Raw genomic sequence first — 16,130 nt, 5'->3', positions numbered from 1 at the left:
CATCCGCACTCAGTGCTGGTGGCCGCCGTCACCGTGCACGTGGCCGTGCTCGAGTTCCTCGGCGGCGGCTTCACGCACGTCGACGATCTCCACGGAGAAGTGCAGATCCTTGCCGGCCATCGGGTGGTTGAGGTCCACATCGACAACGCTCATGCCGACCTTCTCAACGGTCACCGCGCGCGGGCCGAAGTTGGTCTGCAGCACCACCTGCTGCCCCTTCACCAGGCGGGTGTCACCGAAGTGCTTCTTCGGCACGCGCTGGGTCAGGCCTTCCTTGCGCTCGCCGTAGGCGTCGGCCGCCTTGACGTCGACGTCGAAGGTGGCGCCGGCTTCCTTGTCGAGCATCGCCGCTTCCAGGCCCGGAATGATGTTGCCGTGGCCGATCAGGATCGCCAGCGGATCCCGGTCCCTGGAGCTTTCGATCGGCTCCTGGCCCTGCTCGGCAACGGTGTAATGGAAGCGGACGACGCGGTCTTTTTCGATCTTCATGCGGAACTCTTGTGCTGAGGCTGCCAGGGCAGACGGGTGGGACGGGTTGTCGCCCGCCAAGTACGCCGCCATCATGACGGCCTTCTGAGGCCGCGCATTATCCGGACATCACGCACATGACGCCAGTTCCGCGCTTGAACCGCTCTGTTGCCCGGGTCGCCGCCCTGCTCACGCTGGCCCTTCTGGCCGCCTGCGGCGGTGGCAAGGCCACCCGGCCCAGTGCGCCGCCCGCCTCAACCCAGGTCTGGCCGACGGTGGTGCCCAAGGACCCCCAGGCGGCCAATGCGGTGCTGATGCGCGCCATCGGGCTGGTCGGCACCCCCTACCGCTACGGCGGCAACACCCCCGAATCGGGCTTTGATTGCAGTGGGCTTGTGGCCTACGTCTACCGGGAAATGCTCGACCTGAAGCTGCCGCGGACCTCGCGCGACCTGGCGGCGGTGCAGGGCCCGAAGATCGATCCGCAGCGGCTGGCACCGGGCGACCTGGTGTTCTTCGGTGACCGCGGCAACGTGTTCCATGTCGGCATCTATGTGGGTGAAGGGCGCTTCGTGCATGCTCCCAGCACGGGCGGAACGGTCCGGCTGGATTCGCTGGGCGGCAGCTACTGGAAGCAGCACTACACGGGGGCGAAACGGGTCCTTCACTGAAATGAACAGGGGGAAGGTCTAAAAATGCGACGCCCATCACAATGATGTGAACGAAAATTTAACGGAATTTGTACCAAATCACACGTCTTACACGGCATCATCACCCATCGTTTTTATTCAGTGACCGCCGCGTGACGACAGCCGACCTGACGTGCCAAGGCCAGACCGCCGCTTTCCGGCGCACTGCCCGCCCCGCTCTTCTCGCTTTCGCCCTGTGCGTTGCCAGCCTTCCGGCCTGGGCGCAGACGGCACCGACACTCCCCGTCGATGCCGCGCCGGTTGCCACCGCAGCCGCCCCCGAGATTCCCGCCGCCGCCAAGCCCAAGGCGGATGCGCCGGCCCGCAGCAAGGCCGATGCCGCTGCCAGTGCCACCCTCGCCGCTCTGCTTCCGCACCTGGCGGCCAACGACACCATTCCGCTCATGGACCGTTCGGCGATGTTTGCCGGCGATCTCAGCCGCCTGCTGGCCAACTACGATGCCAGCTCCGGCGCCAACGGCGTCGTGGTGGGTGGGGCCGCCGACAACGGCAAGGTGCAGTCGCTGCTGCGCCGTGCCATGACCCTGCTGGGCACCCCGTACCGTTGGGGCGGCACCTCGCCGGACAGCGGTTTCGACTGCAGCGGCCTGGTCGGCTATGTGTTCAAGACCGCGCTTGGCATCGAGCTGCCGCGCGTTTCGCGTGAAATGGCCCATGACGGCGAAGCCGAGCTGATCAATGACCGCAACGCGCTGGCGGCCGGTGACCTGGTGTTCTTCGGCCGCAGGGGCCGGGTCGACCATGTGGGCATCTACGTGGGGGAAGGCCGCTTCCTGCATGCCCCGAGCACCGGCAAGGACGTCCGCGTGGACAGCCTGGTTTCGGGCTACTGGAGCGGCAAGTTCATGCAGGCCCGCCGCGTCGAACTCTGAACCGGCCTCCCACCGCGCCGCCTGAAGGCCGCTGCCCCGTGCAGCGGCCTTTTTCGTTTGGGGACCCGGTGGCCGCTGACGGAGGCAACCCGCGTTGTTCCTACTGTCGTTCGAGCAGATCCAAGTGCGTGCGACCAGCCCCGGCCGGATTCGGCAGGGGTTGTTGACTCCGGCGTGGGGCGGCTCGCCGGGGTCACGCCGACCCGCAGACACCGCCCGCGATCTTTCCAGTAAAGGTGACGCATGGCGGCAGTCCCTGAATTTCCAGCCCGGTGTGTAATCTGGTTTGGGCAACCACACGCGGCCGAGCGTGCCGCATTGGCGGCGGAAGGGTGGCAGGTGCGCGGGGTGGCCAGCGATGCGTGCGTGGCCATCGGCATGCGCGGCAACGACCTGGTGGTCGGCGTGCTGGACCTGCGCGGGGCCGTACCTGGCCATCTTGAGCACCTGCAGGCACTGCTGGAACAGCACCGGCACATGCGCGTGCTGGCGATCCTGCCCCCTGGCCCCTACCCCACCCCGCCACCGCTGCAGTCGCTGTTGGCCGGCTGCGTGGAGACGTTTACCGCGCCACTGGACCTGTCCAGCCTGGTCGAGCGGCTGCAGCGTCTGGCAGAGGGCGACGAGACGCGTTCGTCGCCCGGCGTGCAGGCGCTGGTCGGCAACAGTGCGGTGCTGCAGGTTGCACGGGCCGCCCTGCGCAAGTTCGCGCCGGTGGAACTGCCGGTGCTGATCACGGGAGAAACGGGAACGGGCAAGGAACTGGCGGCGCAGGCGCTGCATGCGCTGTCGCCGCGCCATTCGCGGCCGTTCCTGGCGGTGAACTGCGGGGCGATTCCGGCGGCGCTGGTGCAATCGGAGCTGTTCGGGCATGAGCGCGGGGCGTTCACCGGTGCAGCGACGCGTCGGCTGGGCCTGTTCGAAACGGCCAGCGGGGGTACGGTGTTCCTTGACGAGATCGGCGACCTGCCGCTGGATGCGCAGACGAACCTGTTGCGCGTCCTGCAGGAAGGCACGATCGAGCGGGTGGGGAGCAACCATCCGCTGGCGGTGGATGTACGGGTGGTGGCGGCAACGCACATCGACCTGGAGCAGGCGGTAGAGCGCGGGCAGTTCCGCCGCGATCTGTTCTACCGGCTCAATGTGCTGCGTTTGCCGATGCCGCCGCTGCGTGACCGGGGCAGCGACATCCTGCTGCTGGCGGAGCACTTCCTGGCCAGTTTCCGCCGCCGGCACGTGACGCGTGCACGCGGCTTCACGACGGAGGCGGCGCAGGCGATGCAGCGGTTCAACTGGCCGGGCAACGTGCGCGAGCTGTTGAACCGGGTGCAGCGGGCGGCGATCGTCAGCGAGGCCGAACTGATCAACGTGGCCGACCTGGAGCTGCTGCCACCGCAGGTGGAGATGCCGCAGCGGCTGCTGCACGATGCACGCCAGGCGGCCGAGCGCGACGCCTTGCTGCAGGCCCTGCGCGATAACGCGTTCAACATCACCGCATGTGCCCGCACCATGCAGGTGTCTCGCGTTACCGTGTACCGCTTGTGCCGCAAGCATCAACTCGCTCTGCCGGAGTTGCGCTAAGAGCGAAAAGCCCTGGTTTGCGAGCGTACGGGCTTGGGGCCGGCCGTTGGCCGGCCCTCATGAAGCCGACATCGCGCGATTGCGCAACGCGGTAGGTATCGACCGTTGGTCGATACGCGCGTTACAGGATATAGGGCACCTTGAACGCCAAGGTAAAGTCCGGCGAATCCGGCGTCAGGCCGATACCCAGCAGACTCACGATCGTGGTGTTCTGATTGAGTGCGTAGGTGATGCCCAGGTTGAGCGTGGCCGCGTTGGCATCGCTGCCGACGATCTTGACCCACTGGCCGCCCTTGAAGCGGGTGGAGGCGCGGGCGCTGAGCTTGTCGCTGAAGGAGATGCTCAGGCTGGTGCGTTCGTTGAAGGCGAACGCCACGCCGGCGCCGAAGTAGTACGACCCGCCGAGTTTGACGTCACCGGGGTTGACGGTGTCGGGGTTGGCGTCGAGGTCGTCGAAGCTGTTTTCGAACGAGTGGATGTAGCCGATGTTGGCAAACAGGATGGCCGGGTCGGCGGTCTTGACCGCCGAGAGGCCGACGTTGGCCTGCCAGACGCCGTTGCCGGTGGGCTGCTGTTCGGGCACGGCGAAGCGGATGAAGTCGTCGTCGTCGCGCTCGAGCACTTTCCAGCTGAGGCCGTAGGGTTCGCGGCCGGTGGGGGCGGTGGCACCCACGGTCAACACGGTTTCGGGCCAGCGGCCTTTTTCGGCGAACAGTTTGTAGTTGGCGCTCAGGCTGATGTCGCCGAGGCCGTTGCCGGTGGTTTCTTCCTGGGCGATGGCAGCGGCCGAACCGCCGGCGCCGCCCTTCTGGAAGACGGTCTTGCGGGCCAGGTAGGGCACGTCCAGGTTCAGGGCCAGGCGCGGGGTGAGGCCCCAGCGTGCGGCCAGGTTGTAGGTGAGGGTGTCGGACTCGACGTTTTCGATGGCGATGTTGCCGAGGAAGATCGCGTCGAGGGCGAGGAAGCCGTTGAGGGTGAGTTGCTTGCGGTCGTAGCGGGCGTAGCTCAGGCTGTTTTCCAGGGTGAAGCGCCGGGTGAACAGGGTCGAAGTCTGTTGTTTGACGTCGTCGACGCTGCGGCGCGAGGCCTCTTTGGCCTGCTGCGCTTCGGCGGCGGTGCTGGCGTAGCCGTCACCGGTGGGCGGTGCGGCGGGGGTGCTCGCGGGCAGCGGTTCGGGTGGCGCGGCGCCGGCCAGCGGCGCGGTCTTGCCGCTCAGGCGGGCCTGCATGGCCTGTACCTGCATGTCCAGTTCGCGCAACCGGCGCACTTCCTGGGCATAGTTGGCCTTGAGCGTTTCCAGCTGTTGGATGAGTGCCTTGACGTCGGCGTCGTCGGCCGAGGTGGCCGGTGCGTCCTGCGCGTTGGCTGCAGCTGGCGCGATCAGTGCCAGCGCCGCCAGCGCCAGCGGTGTAATGCGGATCGAGGTGTGCATTTCCCTGCCCTGCGTTCTGGTGTCGTGCCCCCCACCCGGCCGGTGTTACTGGCCGGGCCCCATGCCTACACCGCGTACCAGGTTCATCGCCTGGGCCACGTTCTGGTTCAGCGATCCACCATTGGCCAACGTCTGCCGCACCAGGTCGATCTGCATGCGGTTGCTGGCCGATTGCCCGTCGCTGGCAACGGCGATGCTCTGGCCGACGCTGCCATTGCGGATCCATTGCTGGACCTGGCCCACGCCCTGGATCTGCAGCTGCACGCTGGCGCTGTTGCCGTCCTGCTGGGCCACGGCGCTCACGCCGCCCTGCTGCGCGCTGGCCTGGGGGGCGCTCTGTTCGGTGGTGGTGGGTGCGGTGCCTTCGCGCACGTTCAACTGGGTGGCGTTGCTGGCCACGTTGTTGTCACCGGCCACCTGGATGCTCTGGGTGAGCCCGGCCACGTTCTGCAGGCCGCTGGAATCCACGCTGCGCCCCGGGGTTTCCGGCAGCGGCGCGTCGGCCGCGGTGACGGTGACGCTGGGCGTGAAGCTCACCTTGGGCGTGTTGCCGCCATGGCTGAAATCCATGCCCAGGGTCAGTGCGCTCTGTGCGGACTGGTTGCCAGCCTGCCATTGCGAAACCATGGTCACGCCGAACCAGGCCACGGCATTGCCGTTGACGGTGTAGCGGCCACGCATCAGTTTCAGTTCCGGGTCGGGTATTTCGCTCAATCCCTTGCCGGGGCGTCCCTGCTCCTGCGCCTTGGGTGCATCGGCGGCGTGTACGGGGGCGATCCCGAGCGCTGCGACGATCAATGCACTGTGCGTCCAGTTTGCGATATTCATGGTGCCTCCTAGAACAGATCGGCATGGGTGAACCCGAAATCCACCAGTTCCGCGTCGGTGATCGGGCCCTGCCGTGCATACAGCGAACGCGCACTGGGCTGTTCGCCGGGCTGCAGCAACACGGTGTTCCTGTCGAAATCGGTACCGATCACGACGAACACGGCGCGCGACGGCCATGATTCGAGAAATTCGTTGACGGGGATGCTGCGGTTGCCCAGGATCGGGTCCGCCACGTCCACCACGTCACCGCGGACCTGCTTGAGGACCACGAAGTGGCGGAAGCCGCGCACGTCCATCAACACCAGCCCGGGCACGCGCAGCGAGCGCAGGCGCTCTTCGTTGACGCGGTAGCCACGTCCACGCATGCCCATCGATTCCACGTATCGCTTGATGTCCAACAGTGAAAACCCGCGCTGGTGGACCAGTTCCGGGTCTGAGACCCCCATCATTCCTTCGATCACCGTGCCTTCGTCGGCGTCCAGGTGGTAGGCATAACGCAGGATCGTGGCCAATGCGGCCGCGCCGCAGCTGTAATCGGTATGTTGGCGCACTACGTTGCGGAAGCGCCGCTCCTGCATGCTCTCCACGCGCTGGGAGTACACCGCGCCGTTGGGCAGCACCCCGCTGAAGGACACGTCACCGGCGCGCAGGGCGCCCGCCGGCAGGATCGACAGCGACAACGCGCAGCACAGGGCTCGGCTCGACCACATCGGCATGGCTCCGGAAGAAGGAAGGAGCCCCTGCCCCAAAGGGGGAGGATGGAACAGGGGCTCCCGGGGAGCCCGGCCATTGGCGGATGGCCGGGTTTGTTGCGCTCAACGCGTGTTGCCTGCGAAAACGGACACGGTTACTCGCCGCCACCACCGCCCGGGTTGCCGCCGGTGGACGGCTGGGCCACGGCCAGGGCCAGGCTGTTGGCCTGCAGGTTGCCGGTGCCGGCGGCAACGTTCACGCCAATGTTGCCGCTGGCACTACGGAACGAATCACCTGACAGCGAGGCGTTGTTCTCGGCACGTTCCACCACCCAACGGGTGCTCTGGACGGTTCCGCTCAGGCTGGCACGCAGATCGGCATAGCCGACTTCGCCGTAGGCGAGCACGCCGCGCTCGTCGGTATCGAACGCGATGCCACCTGCACCCTCGTTGTACGGGTTGTCGGTTGCGCCTTGGGCGTCAGCATCCAGATCGATGTGCCCGGTCTGGTTGCCACCGGTGTGCGACGCGCCGGACCAGGTATCCGGGTAGAAGTTTTCCTTCTGGTAGGCGTTGCCGCGACCGGCGTAGCCACCCGCACCGATGGCCGCCGTACCGCCACGGACCGTGCCGCGCAGGGTGACCTCGGTGGTGTCACGCATGGCCTTCACGTAGCCCTCGTTGGACACGCTGTTGCCGGTGGAGACCTGGTTCGAACTGATGCTTGCCGTCGCCATGCGGGCGGTGGACACCGACGCAGCCAGGGCGTTCTTCTGCTCGTTGTTGTTGCCAGCAGCGCTGTTTACGCCGATGTTGCCGGTGGCGCCACGGAACGCGTTGCCACTGAGGCTGGAGTTGTTGACCACGCCTTCGTTGGTGGTGGTGTTGCCGGCGCCGTACTGGTTCACGTACACCTGCGCGTCGGACATGCCGAAGGTAAACGAGGCGTCAGCGGCAGACAGCGACGCGGCGTTGTCCTGGGCGTTGTTGTCACCTGCGGCGGTGTTGAACCCGAGGTTGCCCGACGCGTCCTGCGCCACGTTCTCGCTGATCGACGCGTTGTTTTCCAGCAGCTGGTTGTCGCCCTCGTTGTCGGTGATCGACTGCCGGTTGTCGATGATCGCAATGGCAGCCGAGTCCACTTCCAGGTCACCCGAGACGGTCGGGCGGCCGCGGAACTGCACATCCGCACCCACCTGGAGGTCCGATTCCAGGTTCACGTCCACGCCGTGGTTGTTCTTTTCCTTGCGCTCGTCGGCCTGGATGTTGCTGTTCTTCTGGACGTTTTCATTGACGGTGACGTTGCGCGTGTGGTTCACGTCGCTGGTGTCACTGTAGCTCCTGGTGGTGGTCCGGGTGCTGGTGTCGCTGCTGGTGTTGGTGGTGCTGTTGTTGCGTACGCGGGTACGCGAGTCCCAGTCGTTGCGGATGTTGGTATCGATATTGGTATCGATATCGGTGTCGATATCGGTATTGATGTTGGTATCAACATCGGTATTGAGGTTGGTGTTCGTGTTGGTATTGGTGCGGGTTTCCCACACATTGTGGATGTGGTTGATGAACGCGCTGGCGTTCTGGTTGTCCTGTGCGGAGGCAGATGCGGTGGCCGCAACTGCGATGGCCAGTGCAAGTACCGTCTTGTTCATGGTGTTCATGGTGCCCTCTCTCTCTTCACGACAATCGGGTGGATGGAACTACTCACGGGGTGGACTGCACCGAGATGCCCAGTTGGTTGGCGGTGGTGTTGCCGGAGCCCGCGATCTGGTTGAGTTGCAGAACGCCGTCGAATCCCTGCAGCGCGGTGTCCTCCACGGCGACGCTGCGGGGTCCGGCGGAACCACCGCGGCGTGCGGTGCCCTGCCCCCCTGCTGACGCGAGTGCCCCCGACGCGGCCAAGGCCTCATCGTTCGTCTCGCGTATGCCCTGTTGCGCCAGCGCGGCAGTGACGACATTGAGCGTCGCGTTGCCGATACCGCTGGCCTGATTGATCATGGCGACGCCACTGGCGCCGTTGAATGCCAGGCCGCCGATGCTGGCGCTGGCGTCCAGTGCGCCGTCGGCGCGCACCCGGTTGTTGATGTGGCGCTGGCGCGCGTCGACCGATATCTCTACGGTTTCGCCGCTGGCGATACCCAGCAGGTTGCCCTGCAGGTTGAAGTCGCCGGCGGCCATGTTGACCACCATGGCACCGTCGCTGCCACGCAGCGCACTGCCATCGATACGGGTGTGGTTGAGGTAGCCGAGCATGGCGGCGTAGTCGTCAGCCTGCTGCGCGCACAGCGTCAGCGGCAGGGCGAACAACAGACCCGATGTGAGCAGGACAGCGACGCGTTTCATTTGCCGGGCCCACCGGACGGGCCGCCTGCAGGCTGGCCGAGCGGGAACTGCGCAAGTGCACCGCGCACCTGGTCGCCGATACCGCGGGTCGCGTTGCCCACCGCGCCCATCGGACCACCGATGCTGCGGCCAAGCGAACTACCCGACAGCACCCCGCTGCTGGTGGCTTTGCCGAGGGTGCTGTTGATTGTCCCCGTGGTGACACGCTCCACGGTAGTCTGCTGGTGGCCGGCAGCGATGCCGGTATTGGAGCCCAGCGAGGCGTAATCGTCGTCGCTCAGTTCGTCCATGCCGCCCGGCGTGCCCAGGGCGCCAGCAACCTCGCGCTTGGGGGACGGATCAGCGATCAGCGCCACGCCCGGAGGGGCTGGCCGGTACGCGGGCCGCGCGGATACGTCACGCAGCAGCACCATCTCACCCGGCTGGGCCTTCACTCCCTGCCGTGCGCCTGACGCCTGCGTCGCCGCCGGTGCCAGCACCAACACCAGCAGCAGGCCCGTCACCGCCGTTGCCCTGCTTCGTACGCGAACGCTGTCCATTGCGACCTCCCGTTACCTGCGGAGGGATGGAGCAGCAATCGTGCCAAGTTCGAAGGGCCCGGTTTGCGGGCATTTCGCCGCCGCCGACCGCTGTCATTGCAACGCGGGTGTTACACCCTGCAGGGGTTCACCCATCCTGAACGCGCGCCTGCATGCGCCAAGACGCTGGATGACACTCGCCTCGCACCTCGGTGTATCAGCGTTGATACACCTTCCGATACAGATGTCACAGCGCGCAGTCATGAAATGCAGACGGGCCGGCAGGAGCCGGCCCGTCTGCATGACGACCTTGCCGATCGTGCTAAGAGCTGCGCTCTTCGCCCTCGTCCACGCCCAGGTTGGTCGACGGGTTGTCGTAGACCTCACGGTCGAGCAGGCCGGTTTCCTTGGCCACCAGCACCGGCACCAGCATCTGGCCGGTGACATTGGTCATCGTGCGCATCATGTCCAGGATGCGGTCGATCGCGTAGAGGTAGCCGATGGTTTCAAGTGGCAGGTTGGCCGCGCTCAGCACCACCGTGGCCATCACCACCGCCGTGCCCGGCACGCCAGCGGTACCGAAGCTGCCCAGCACCGAGGCGATCAGCACGACCACATACTGCTCGGGGGAGAGGGGTACGCCGGTGTACTGCGCGATGAACACCGCGCACAACGCCGGGTAGATCGCACCGCAGCCATCCATTTTGATGCTGGCGCCCAGCGGCACGGCAAAGGACGCGTAGTCCTTGTTGACCCCCAGGTTATGGGTGATCGAACGCATTGCCGCCGGCATCGCTGCGAAGCTGGAGGAGCTGACGAAGGCCACCTGCATGCCCGGCGCGGCACCCCGGAAGAACTTCAACGGGTTCAGGCCATGCACCAGCAGCAGGCTGCCGTACACCAGCACGATATGCAGCGCGCAGGCCACGTAGAGCGCCAGCACGAAGCTGCCCAGCGGCAGCAGCTTTTCGAAGCCGTAGCTGCCCACCAGCCCGGCGATCAGGCCAAACGTACCCAGCGGGGTCATCTCCAGCACGAAGCGGGTGACCTGGATCATGATGTCGCTAATCTGCCCGGTCAGCTTGCGCGCTTCGGCGACCTTGTCGCCCAGCTTGACCATCGCAAAGCCGAGCAGGCCGGCGAAGAAGATCACCGGCAGGATCGAACCGCGGCCTGCCGCCAGCACGGTCTCACCGGCCGCGTTGACCTTGGTGCCGATGCCGGTCAGCGCGTAGAACACGTTGGACGGCACCACGTCCATGACCACCTTGACCACGCTGGGCACTTCGCGCGGCGTGTAGCCGTGGTCCATGCTCAGGCTGAGGTTGCCGGTCCCCGGCTGCATCAGGGTGCCCACGGCCAGGCCGATGCCCACTGCCAGCGCGGCGGTGATGATGAACCACAGGAACGTGCGCCCACCCAGCGCGGCCACGGATTTCTGCCCGTGCAGCGAGGAAATGGCATTGATCACCGCGAAGAACACCAGCGGCACCGCGATCATCTTGATCAGCGTGACGTACAGGTCGCCGAGTGGGCCGAACCAGGTTTCGGCGGCGGGGCCAAGCAGCCAGCCAGCCAGCGCGCCCAGCACGAAACCGCCAAGTACGCGCTGCCAGAACGGAATCCGCAGCCAGGCAGACACCAGCGTCATGAGCATTCCAGGGAGAGAGTGACAGCCCCTCACCTTAGCCCAACGCGCGCCTGCGGACGAGGCGCACAGAAACAAATCAGCGTGTCATCGGCGTGCCTTGCGGCGTTCTGCATAATGAACGCCCGTTTCACCATTGAGATACGCGCGTCCATGTCCCGTTTCACGCCTCTTGTGGCGGCCGTCGCCACCATCCTGATGCTTGGCGCCTGCGCCACGTCCACCCCCACCTCCCGTGCCAATGCCGGCTCCGTTCAGGTCGAGGTACCTTCGGTGTCCCACCCGGCCGGTGAAACCCCGCAGTGGTGGTACCGCAGCGGCGCCGCCCGGGCCGCCGGCAGTGGTGCAATGAACGGCCGGGCAAAGAACGTGATCCTGTTCCTGGGCGATGGCATGAGCCTGACCACCGTGGCGGCCGCACGCATCTTCGAGGGTCAGCGCAACGGCAACCCGGGCGAAGAGAACCTGCTCTCCTGGGAGCGCTTCCCCGCCACCGCCTTCAGCAAGACCTACAACACCGATTCGCAGACCCCCGATTCGGCCGGCACCATGACCGCCATCACCACCGGCGTAAAGACCCACATGGGCGCCATCGGGGTCAGCGCGGGCAGCCGCAGCGACTGCGCCGACAGCCTGGGCAAGGGTCTGCTGACCTGGCTGCAGCTGGCCGACAGCGCCGGCATGGCCACCGGCGTGGTATCCACCGCACGCCTGACCCATGCCACCCCGGCCGCCACCTACGCCCATTCGCCCGAGCGCAACTGGGAAAGCGACGCCGACCTCCCGGAAGCAGCGAAAGCGGCAGGCTGCAGGGACATCGCCCAGCAGCTGCTGGGCAGCTCGCGCTACGGGCGCGGCCCGCTGGTCGCCCTCGGCGGTGGCCGCGCCCAGTTCACCACCGTGGAAGAGACCGACCCGGAGTACGACGACAAGGTCGGCCTGCGCCTGGACGGCCGCAGCCTGGTCGGCGAATGGAAGCAGGCCCACCCGCAGGGCGCGTATGTCTGGAATGCGAAGCAGCTGCAGGCCGCCGCCAACGCGCCGGCGCTGCTGGGCCTGTTCGAGCCGGACCACATGCGCTACGAGATCGAGCGCAAGGACGACCCCTCCGGCGAGCCCAGCCTGGCCGAACTGACCAAGGCCGCCATCGCCAACCTGTCGCGCCACCAGGAAGGCTACGTGCTGATGGTGGAAGGTGCGCGCATCGACCACGCCAACCACAGCGGCAACGCCTACCGGGCGCTCAGCGATACGGTGGCGCTGTCCGATGCGGTCCGTGCAGCGGCAGAGGCCACCTCCGACGAGGACACGCTGATCATCGTCACCGCCGACCACTCGCACACGCTCAACTTCGTGGGCTACCCGGCGCGAGGCAACCCGATCCTGGGCAAGGTCAAGGACAAGGGCGGCGAAGACGGCGCCGGCGCGCTCGACCTGGCCCGTGACGGCCTCGGCCTGCCCTACACCACCCTCAGCTACGCCAATGGCCCGGGCAACGCCGGCGCCACCAACCAGCAGCCGGCGGGGCCCAAGGCCTACCCGCACAACCCGACCAGCTTCGATCCGGCCAAGGGCCGCCCGGACCTGACCCACGTGGATACCGAGCACCCTGACTACATGCAGGAAGCCCTGGTGCCGATGAAGAGCGAAAGCCACGGCGGCGAAGATGTCGGCATCTGGGCCCGTGGCCCTGGCAGCAGAGCGATACGCGGCACCATGGAACAGAACACGATCTACCACATGATCGTGCAGGCCACTCCGCGCCTGCGCCAGCGCCTGTGCGAAGCCGGTACGTGCGACGCCAAGGGCGTGCCGGTGGAACTGCCGGTGCCGGCCGCGTTCGAGCGCAAGGACGCCGGTAACTGATGCGGGCGCGCCGCGTTGCGCGGGCCGGCATGCTGGCCGCGCTGCTGCTGGGACCGGCGGTCGGGGTTGCCGAGCCGCCGGCCTGCCAGCGGCTTACCGAGGAAGACGGGTTGCAGCCGCTGGCCGGCTGCCGCCTGGAACAGGGCCGGCTGACGCTCGACGCGTCGGCGCGTGCCCGGCTGGAGTACGACAACCTAGGGCTGGCGGCGGTGTACGCCGGGGACAGCTTCCACTACGTCAGCCGCCAGGGGCGCACCCAGGCGGTAATCACCTGGGATAATGGCCCGGATCATGTGGAAGAAGGCCTGCTGCGCGGCCGCGTGGGCGACCGCATCGCGTACTTCAATGCCACGCTGGACCAGGCAGTACCCGGCACCTACGATTTCGGCTGGCCGTTTTCCGATGGAACTGCCCAGGTCTGCAACGGCTGCCGGCGCGGCACGCCGGATGGCGATGGACACACTCCCATGGAAGGCGGCGAGTGGTTCCACATCGACCGCCAGGGCCGCCGCGTGGGCGATCCCGCCGGTCGATGAGCCTGGATGATGGCGGCCGGTGCTGCCAGGGCCGATACTGGCCCTCTGCCTGACATTTCCCATTCGATGCCTACTGCGCTGCCCCCTGCCCCCGACCTCCCCGCCCCCGTGCTGGTGGGTTTCAGTGGCGGACTGGATTCAACGGTGTTGCTGCACTGGCTGGCGCAGTCACCCGCGCAGCGCGCCGCCGGCCTGCATGCGGTGCACGTGCACCACGGACTGCAGCCCGAGGCCGACCGGTGGGCGGTGCACTGCGAAGCGATCTGCGCGGCCTGGTCGATTCCGCTGCAGGTGGTCCGGGTGGCGGTGCCGCGCGACAGCGGTGCGGGCCTGGAAGCTGCGGCACGGCATGTCCGCCGCGAAGCGTTCGGCCGCGTCCTGCGCGAAGGTGAACACCTGGCGTTGGCGCACCACCGCGACGACCAGGCCGAAACGTTCCTGCTCCGGGCGCTGCGTGGCTCCGGCGTGGATGGCCTGGCGGCGATCCGCGCGCATGCTCCGTTTGCCGCCGGATCGATCTGGCGGCCACTGCTGCAGATCCCGCGCGGCGACCTGCTGGCCCATGCGCAGGCGCACGCACTGCAGTGGATTGAAGATCCCAGCAATGCCAACGATGCGGCCGACCGCAACTTCCTGCGCCTGCACGTGCTGCCGCTGCTGCAACAACGCTGGCCGCAGGCCGATGCGGCATTGGCGCGCAGCGCCGAGCTGAGCGCGCAGGCGCAGCGCCTGCTCGAGGCCTCCGACCACGAGGCGCTGCGGCGCTGCACGGTGTCGCCCGGCGTACTCGACTGCGCCAAGCTGCAACGGCAGCCGCGCGAGCGCCGCGCGCGGCTGATGCGGCAGTGGGTACGCAGCGCGGGGCAGCCGCCATTGCCAGCCGCCGGCGTGCAGGCCATCGAACGCGAACTGCTTCCTGCCGCGCACGATGCCGATGCGCAGTTTGCCTGGCAGGGGGTCCGCATCCGCCGTTGGCGAGGGCACCTGTACCTGCTGCCGATGGCGCTGGCGCTGCCGCTGGACTGGAGCGTGCATTGGGATGGATCCAGCCCGCTGGCGCTGCCCGACGGTGGCGAACTGGCGCTGATCGGCGCCAAGCGGCTGGGTGAACCGGTGCAGGTCAGCGCACGACGGGGCGGCGAGCGCATCCAGCTGCGCGGCCGCAGTCACTCGCATGCCCTGAAAGACCTGCTGCAGCAGAGCGGGTTGCCACCGTGGCAGCGCCGCCAGGTGCCGTTGCTGTATGCAGAGCAGACGCTGGTGGCGGCCGGCGACCAGATCATCGCCGCACCGTTGCAGCAGTGGCTGGATGAACAGCACGCCCGCCTGCGCTGGACGCCGGGCGCGGCATGAATTGACCCCTTTGGGCTGGCGCCTCACACTTGCCGCATGGCCAAGAAATCCCCCACTGACACCTCGCCGGTCGCCCACTTCGAGCATTCGCTGGAAGAACTGGAGCAACTGGTGGAGAAGATGGAAACCGGCGACATGAGCCTGGAGCAGTCGCTGAGCGCCTATGAGCGCGGCGTCGGCCTGTACCGCCAGTGCCAGCAGGCGCTGGAGCAGGCCGAGCTGCGCGTGCGCCTGCTCAGCGACCCGGCACGCCCGGAAACCGCCGAGCCGTTCGACCCGCCCAGCCATGACGGTTGAGTCCACGTTCGCGCGTTGGCGCGACCGCATTGAAAGCCAGCTCGACGCCAGCCTGCCCTCGCCCGACCAGGCGCCCCAGCGCCTGCACCAGGCGATGCGCCATGCCGTGCTCGGCGGCGGCAAGCGCATGCGCCCGCTGCTGGTGTACGCCAGCGGCCAGATCTTCGGCGCCGACGAACACGCGCTGGACGCGCCGGCGATGGCAGTGGAGCTGATCCACGCCTATTCGCTGGTGCACGACGATCTGCCGGCGATGGACGACGACGCGTTGCGTCGCGGCCGCCCGACCACGCACATCGCCTTCGACGAAGCCACGGCGATCCTGGCCGGCGATGCGCTGCAGACGCGCGCGTTCGGCCTGCTGGCCGATGCGGCATTGCCGGCGCTGCTGCGGGTGCACTGCCTGCAGGCACTGACCCACGCCTCGGGCGCGGCCGGCATGTGCGGTGGGCAGGCGTTGGATATCGATGCAACGGGCCATGCGCAGCCGCTGGCCGACCTGCAGCACATGCATGCATTGAAGACCGGCGCGCTGATCCGCGCAGCGGTCCGCATGGGCGCGCTGTGTGGCGATGCGCCGCACGCGGACCTGCTGCAGCTGGACGATTTCGCCAACGCCCTCGGCCTGGCGTTCCAGGTGCGCGATGACATCCTGGACGTGGAAGCCAGCTCCGAACAGCTCGGCAAGACCGCGGGCAAGGACCAGGCGCAGGCCAAGTCCACGTTCCCGGCGTTGTTGGGGATGGACGGTGCAAAGGCCGAGTTGGCGGCGCTCAGCGAGCGCATGCACGACAGCCTTGCCGGGTATGACGAACGCGCTGATGCGTTGCGTGCGCTTGGGCGGTTGGCTGTAGAGCGCAATCACTAAGGGACCGGCCTTCGGTCGGTGCGCGTCTGCTGCAGGCAAGAGCCTTGGTCTGCGAACGTTACTGCGCAGGGCCGGCGGGTGTGGGTTTGCGGGGGGCGCCGTGAATCCATCCGTGGAGGCTCTT

The 16,130-nt window shown here is 67.3% G+C and carries 16 protein-coding genes; 8 read left to right on the top strand and 8 right to left on the bottom strand.

The window, feature by feature from the left end:
* Window positions 1-9: 9 nt before the first annotated feature.
* On the bottom strand, window positions 10-489 hold the full coding sequence (locus ACTJI4_RS17465; RefSeq protein WP_392920143.1) for an FKBP-type peptidyl-prolyl cis-trans isomerase: 480 nt from the start codon (window positions 487-489) through the stop codon (window positions 10-12).
* Window positions 490-605: 116 nt separating this feature from the next.
* Between ACTJI4_RS17465 and ACTJI4_RS17460 the strand changes: the two genes are divergently transcribed.
* The 3 genes from ACTJI4_RS17460 (at window position 606) to ACTJI4_RS17450 (ending at window position 3,631) form a co-directional block, all read left to right on the top strand.
* Window positions 606-1,139, top strand: a complete 534-nt coding sequence (locus ACTJI4_RS17460; RefSeq protein WP_440870071.1) for a C40 family peptidase — start codon at window positions 606-608, stop codon at window positions 1,137-1,139.
* Between the two features lie 146 nt (window positions 1,140-1,285).
* Window positions 1,286-2,050, top strand: a complete 765-nt coding sequence (locus tag ACTJI4_RS17455; RefSeq protein WP_392920961.1) for a C40 family peptidase — start codon at window positions 1,286-1,288, stop codon at window positions 2,048-2,050.
* A 243-nt stretch (window positions 2,051-2,293) separates the two neighbouring features.
* A complete protein-coding gene (locus ACTJI4_RS17450) occupies window positions 2,294-3,631 on the top strand; it encodes a sigma-54 interaction domain-containing protein (RefSeq protein WP_392920149.1) in 1,338 nt (445 codons plus the stop codon).
* A 121-nt stretch (window positions 3,632-3,752) separates the two neighbouring features.
* On the opposite strand, the gene ACTJI4_RS17445 is transcribed toward ACTJI4_RS17450, so the two are convergent.
* The 7 genes from ACTJI4_RS17445 to ACTJI4_RS17415 form a co-directional block, all read right to left on the bottom strand.
* Window positions 3,753-5,063 (bottom strand): transporter, encoded by a 1,311-nt coding sequence (locus ACTJI4_RS17445; protein WP_392920152.1) that lies wholly within the window; start codon window positions 5,061-5,063, stop codon window positions 3,753-3,755.
* A gap of 45 nt (window positions 5,064-5,108) precedes the next feature.
* Window positions 5,109-5,891, bottom strand: coding sequence for a hypothetical protein (locus ACTJI4_RS17440; protein ID WP_392920155.1), 783 nt, complete (start codon window positions 5,889-5,891; stop codon window positions 5,109-5,111).
* A gap of 8 nt (window positions 5,892-5,899) precedes the next feature.
* Entirely contained in the window at window positions 5,900-6,601 is a 702-nt protein-coding gene (locus ACTJI4_RS17435) for a C39 family peptidase (protein ID WP_392920158.1), read from the bottom strand.
* Between the two features lie 137 nt (window positions 6,602-6,738).
* Window positions 6,739-8,238, bottom strand: coding sequence for an adhesin (locus ACTJI4_RS17430; protein ID WP_392920161.1), 1,500 nt, complete (start codon window positions 8,236-8,238; stop codon window positions 6,739-6,741).
* A 43-nt stretch (window positions 8,239-8,281) separates the two neighbouring features.
* Window positions 8,282-8,920, bottom strand: a complete 639-nt coding sequence (locus tag ACTJI4_RS17425; protein WP_392920164.1) for a hypothetical protein — start codon at window positions 8,918-8,920, stop codon at window positions 8,282-8,284.
* Window positions 8,917-9,459 carry a hypothetical protein gene (locus tag ACTJI4_RS17420; RefSeq protein WP_440870070.1) on the bottom strand — a complete coding sequence of 181 codons (543 nt, stop codon included), beginning with the start codon at window positions 9,457-9,459 and terminating at the stop codon, window positions 8,917-8,919. The genes ACTJI4_RS17425 and ACTJI4_RS17420 overlap by 4 nt, the downstream gene beginning before the upstream one ends.
* Window positions 9,460-9,760: 301 nt before the next feature.
* A complete protein-coding gene (locus ACTJI4_RS17415; protein WP_440870069.1) occupies window positions 9,761-11,089 on the bottom strand; it encodes a dicarboxylate/amino acid:cation symporter in 1,329 nt (442 codons plus the stop codon).
* Between the two features lie 150 nt (window positions 11,090-11,239).
* Between ACTJI4_RS17415 and ACTJI4_RS17410 the strand changes: the two genes are divergently transcribed.
* The 5 genes from ACTJI4_RS17410 (at window position 11,240) to ACTJI4_RS17390 (ending at window position 16,006) form a co-directional block, all read left to right on the top strand.
* Window positions 11,240-12,952, top strand: coding sequence for an alkaline phosphatase (locus tag ACTJI4_RS17410; RefSeq protein ID WP_440870068.1), 1,713 nt, complete (start codon window positions 11,240-11,242; stop codon window positions 12,950-12,952).
* Window positions 12,952-13,488, top strand: a complete 537-nt coding sequence (locus ACTJI4_RS17405) for a WG repeat-containing protein (protein ID WP_440870067.1) — start codon at window positions 12,952-12,954, stop codon at window positions 13,486-13,488. Before ACTJI4_RS17410 ends, ACTJI4_RS17405 begins: the two co-directional genes overlap by 1 nt.
* A gap of 66 nt (window positions 13,489-13,554) precedes the next feature.
* Window positions 13,555-14,841, top strand: a complete 1,287-nt coding sequence (gene tilS, locus ACTJI4_RS17400) for a tRNA lysidine(34) synthetase TilS (protein ID WP_440870066.1) — start codon at window positions 13,555-13,557, stop codon at window positions 14,839-14,841.
* Window positions 14,842-14,877: 36 nt separating this feature from the next.
* Window positions 14,878-15,138 (top strand): exodeoxyribonuclease VII small subunit, encoded by a 261-nt coding sequence (locus ACTJI4_RS17395; protein ID WP_392920181.1) that lies wholly within the window; start codon window positions 14,878-14,880, stop codon window positions 15,136-15,138.
* Window positions 15,128-16,006, top strand: coding sequence for a polyprenyl synthetase family protein (locus ACTJI4_RS17390; RefSeq protein ID WP_440870065.1), 879 nt, complete (start codon window positions 15,128-15,130; stop codon window positions 16,004-16,006). Before ACTJI4_RS17395 ends, ACTJI4_RS17390 begins: the two co-directional genes overlap by 11 nt.
* Window positions 16,007-16,130 lie beyond the last annotated feature (124 nt).

Source organism: Stenotrophomonas sp. 22385 (genome assembly GCF_052045085.1).
Taxonomy (GTDB): domain Bacteria; phylum Pseudomonadota; class Gammaproteobacteria; order Xanthomonadales; family Xanthomonadaceae; genus Stenotrophomonas.
The sequence above is the reverse complement of the archived record's forward strand: the minus strand, read 5'-3'. Positions and strand labels throughout refer to the sequence as shown.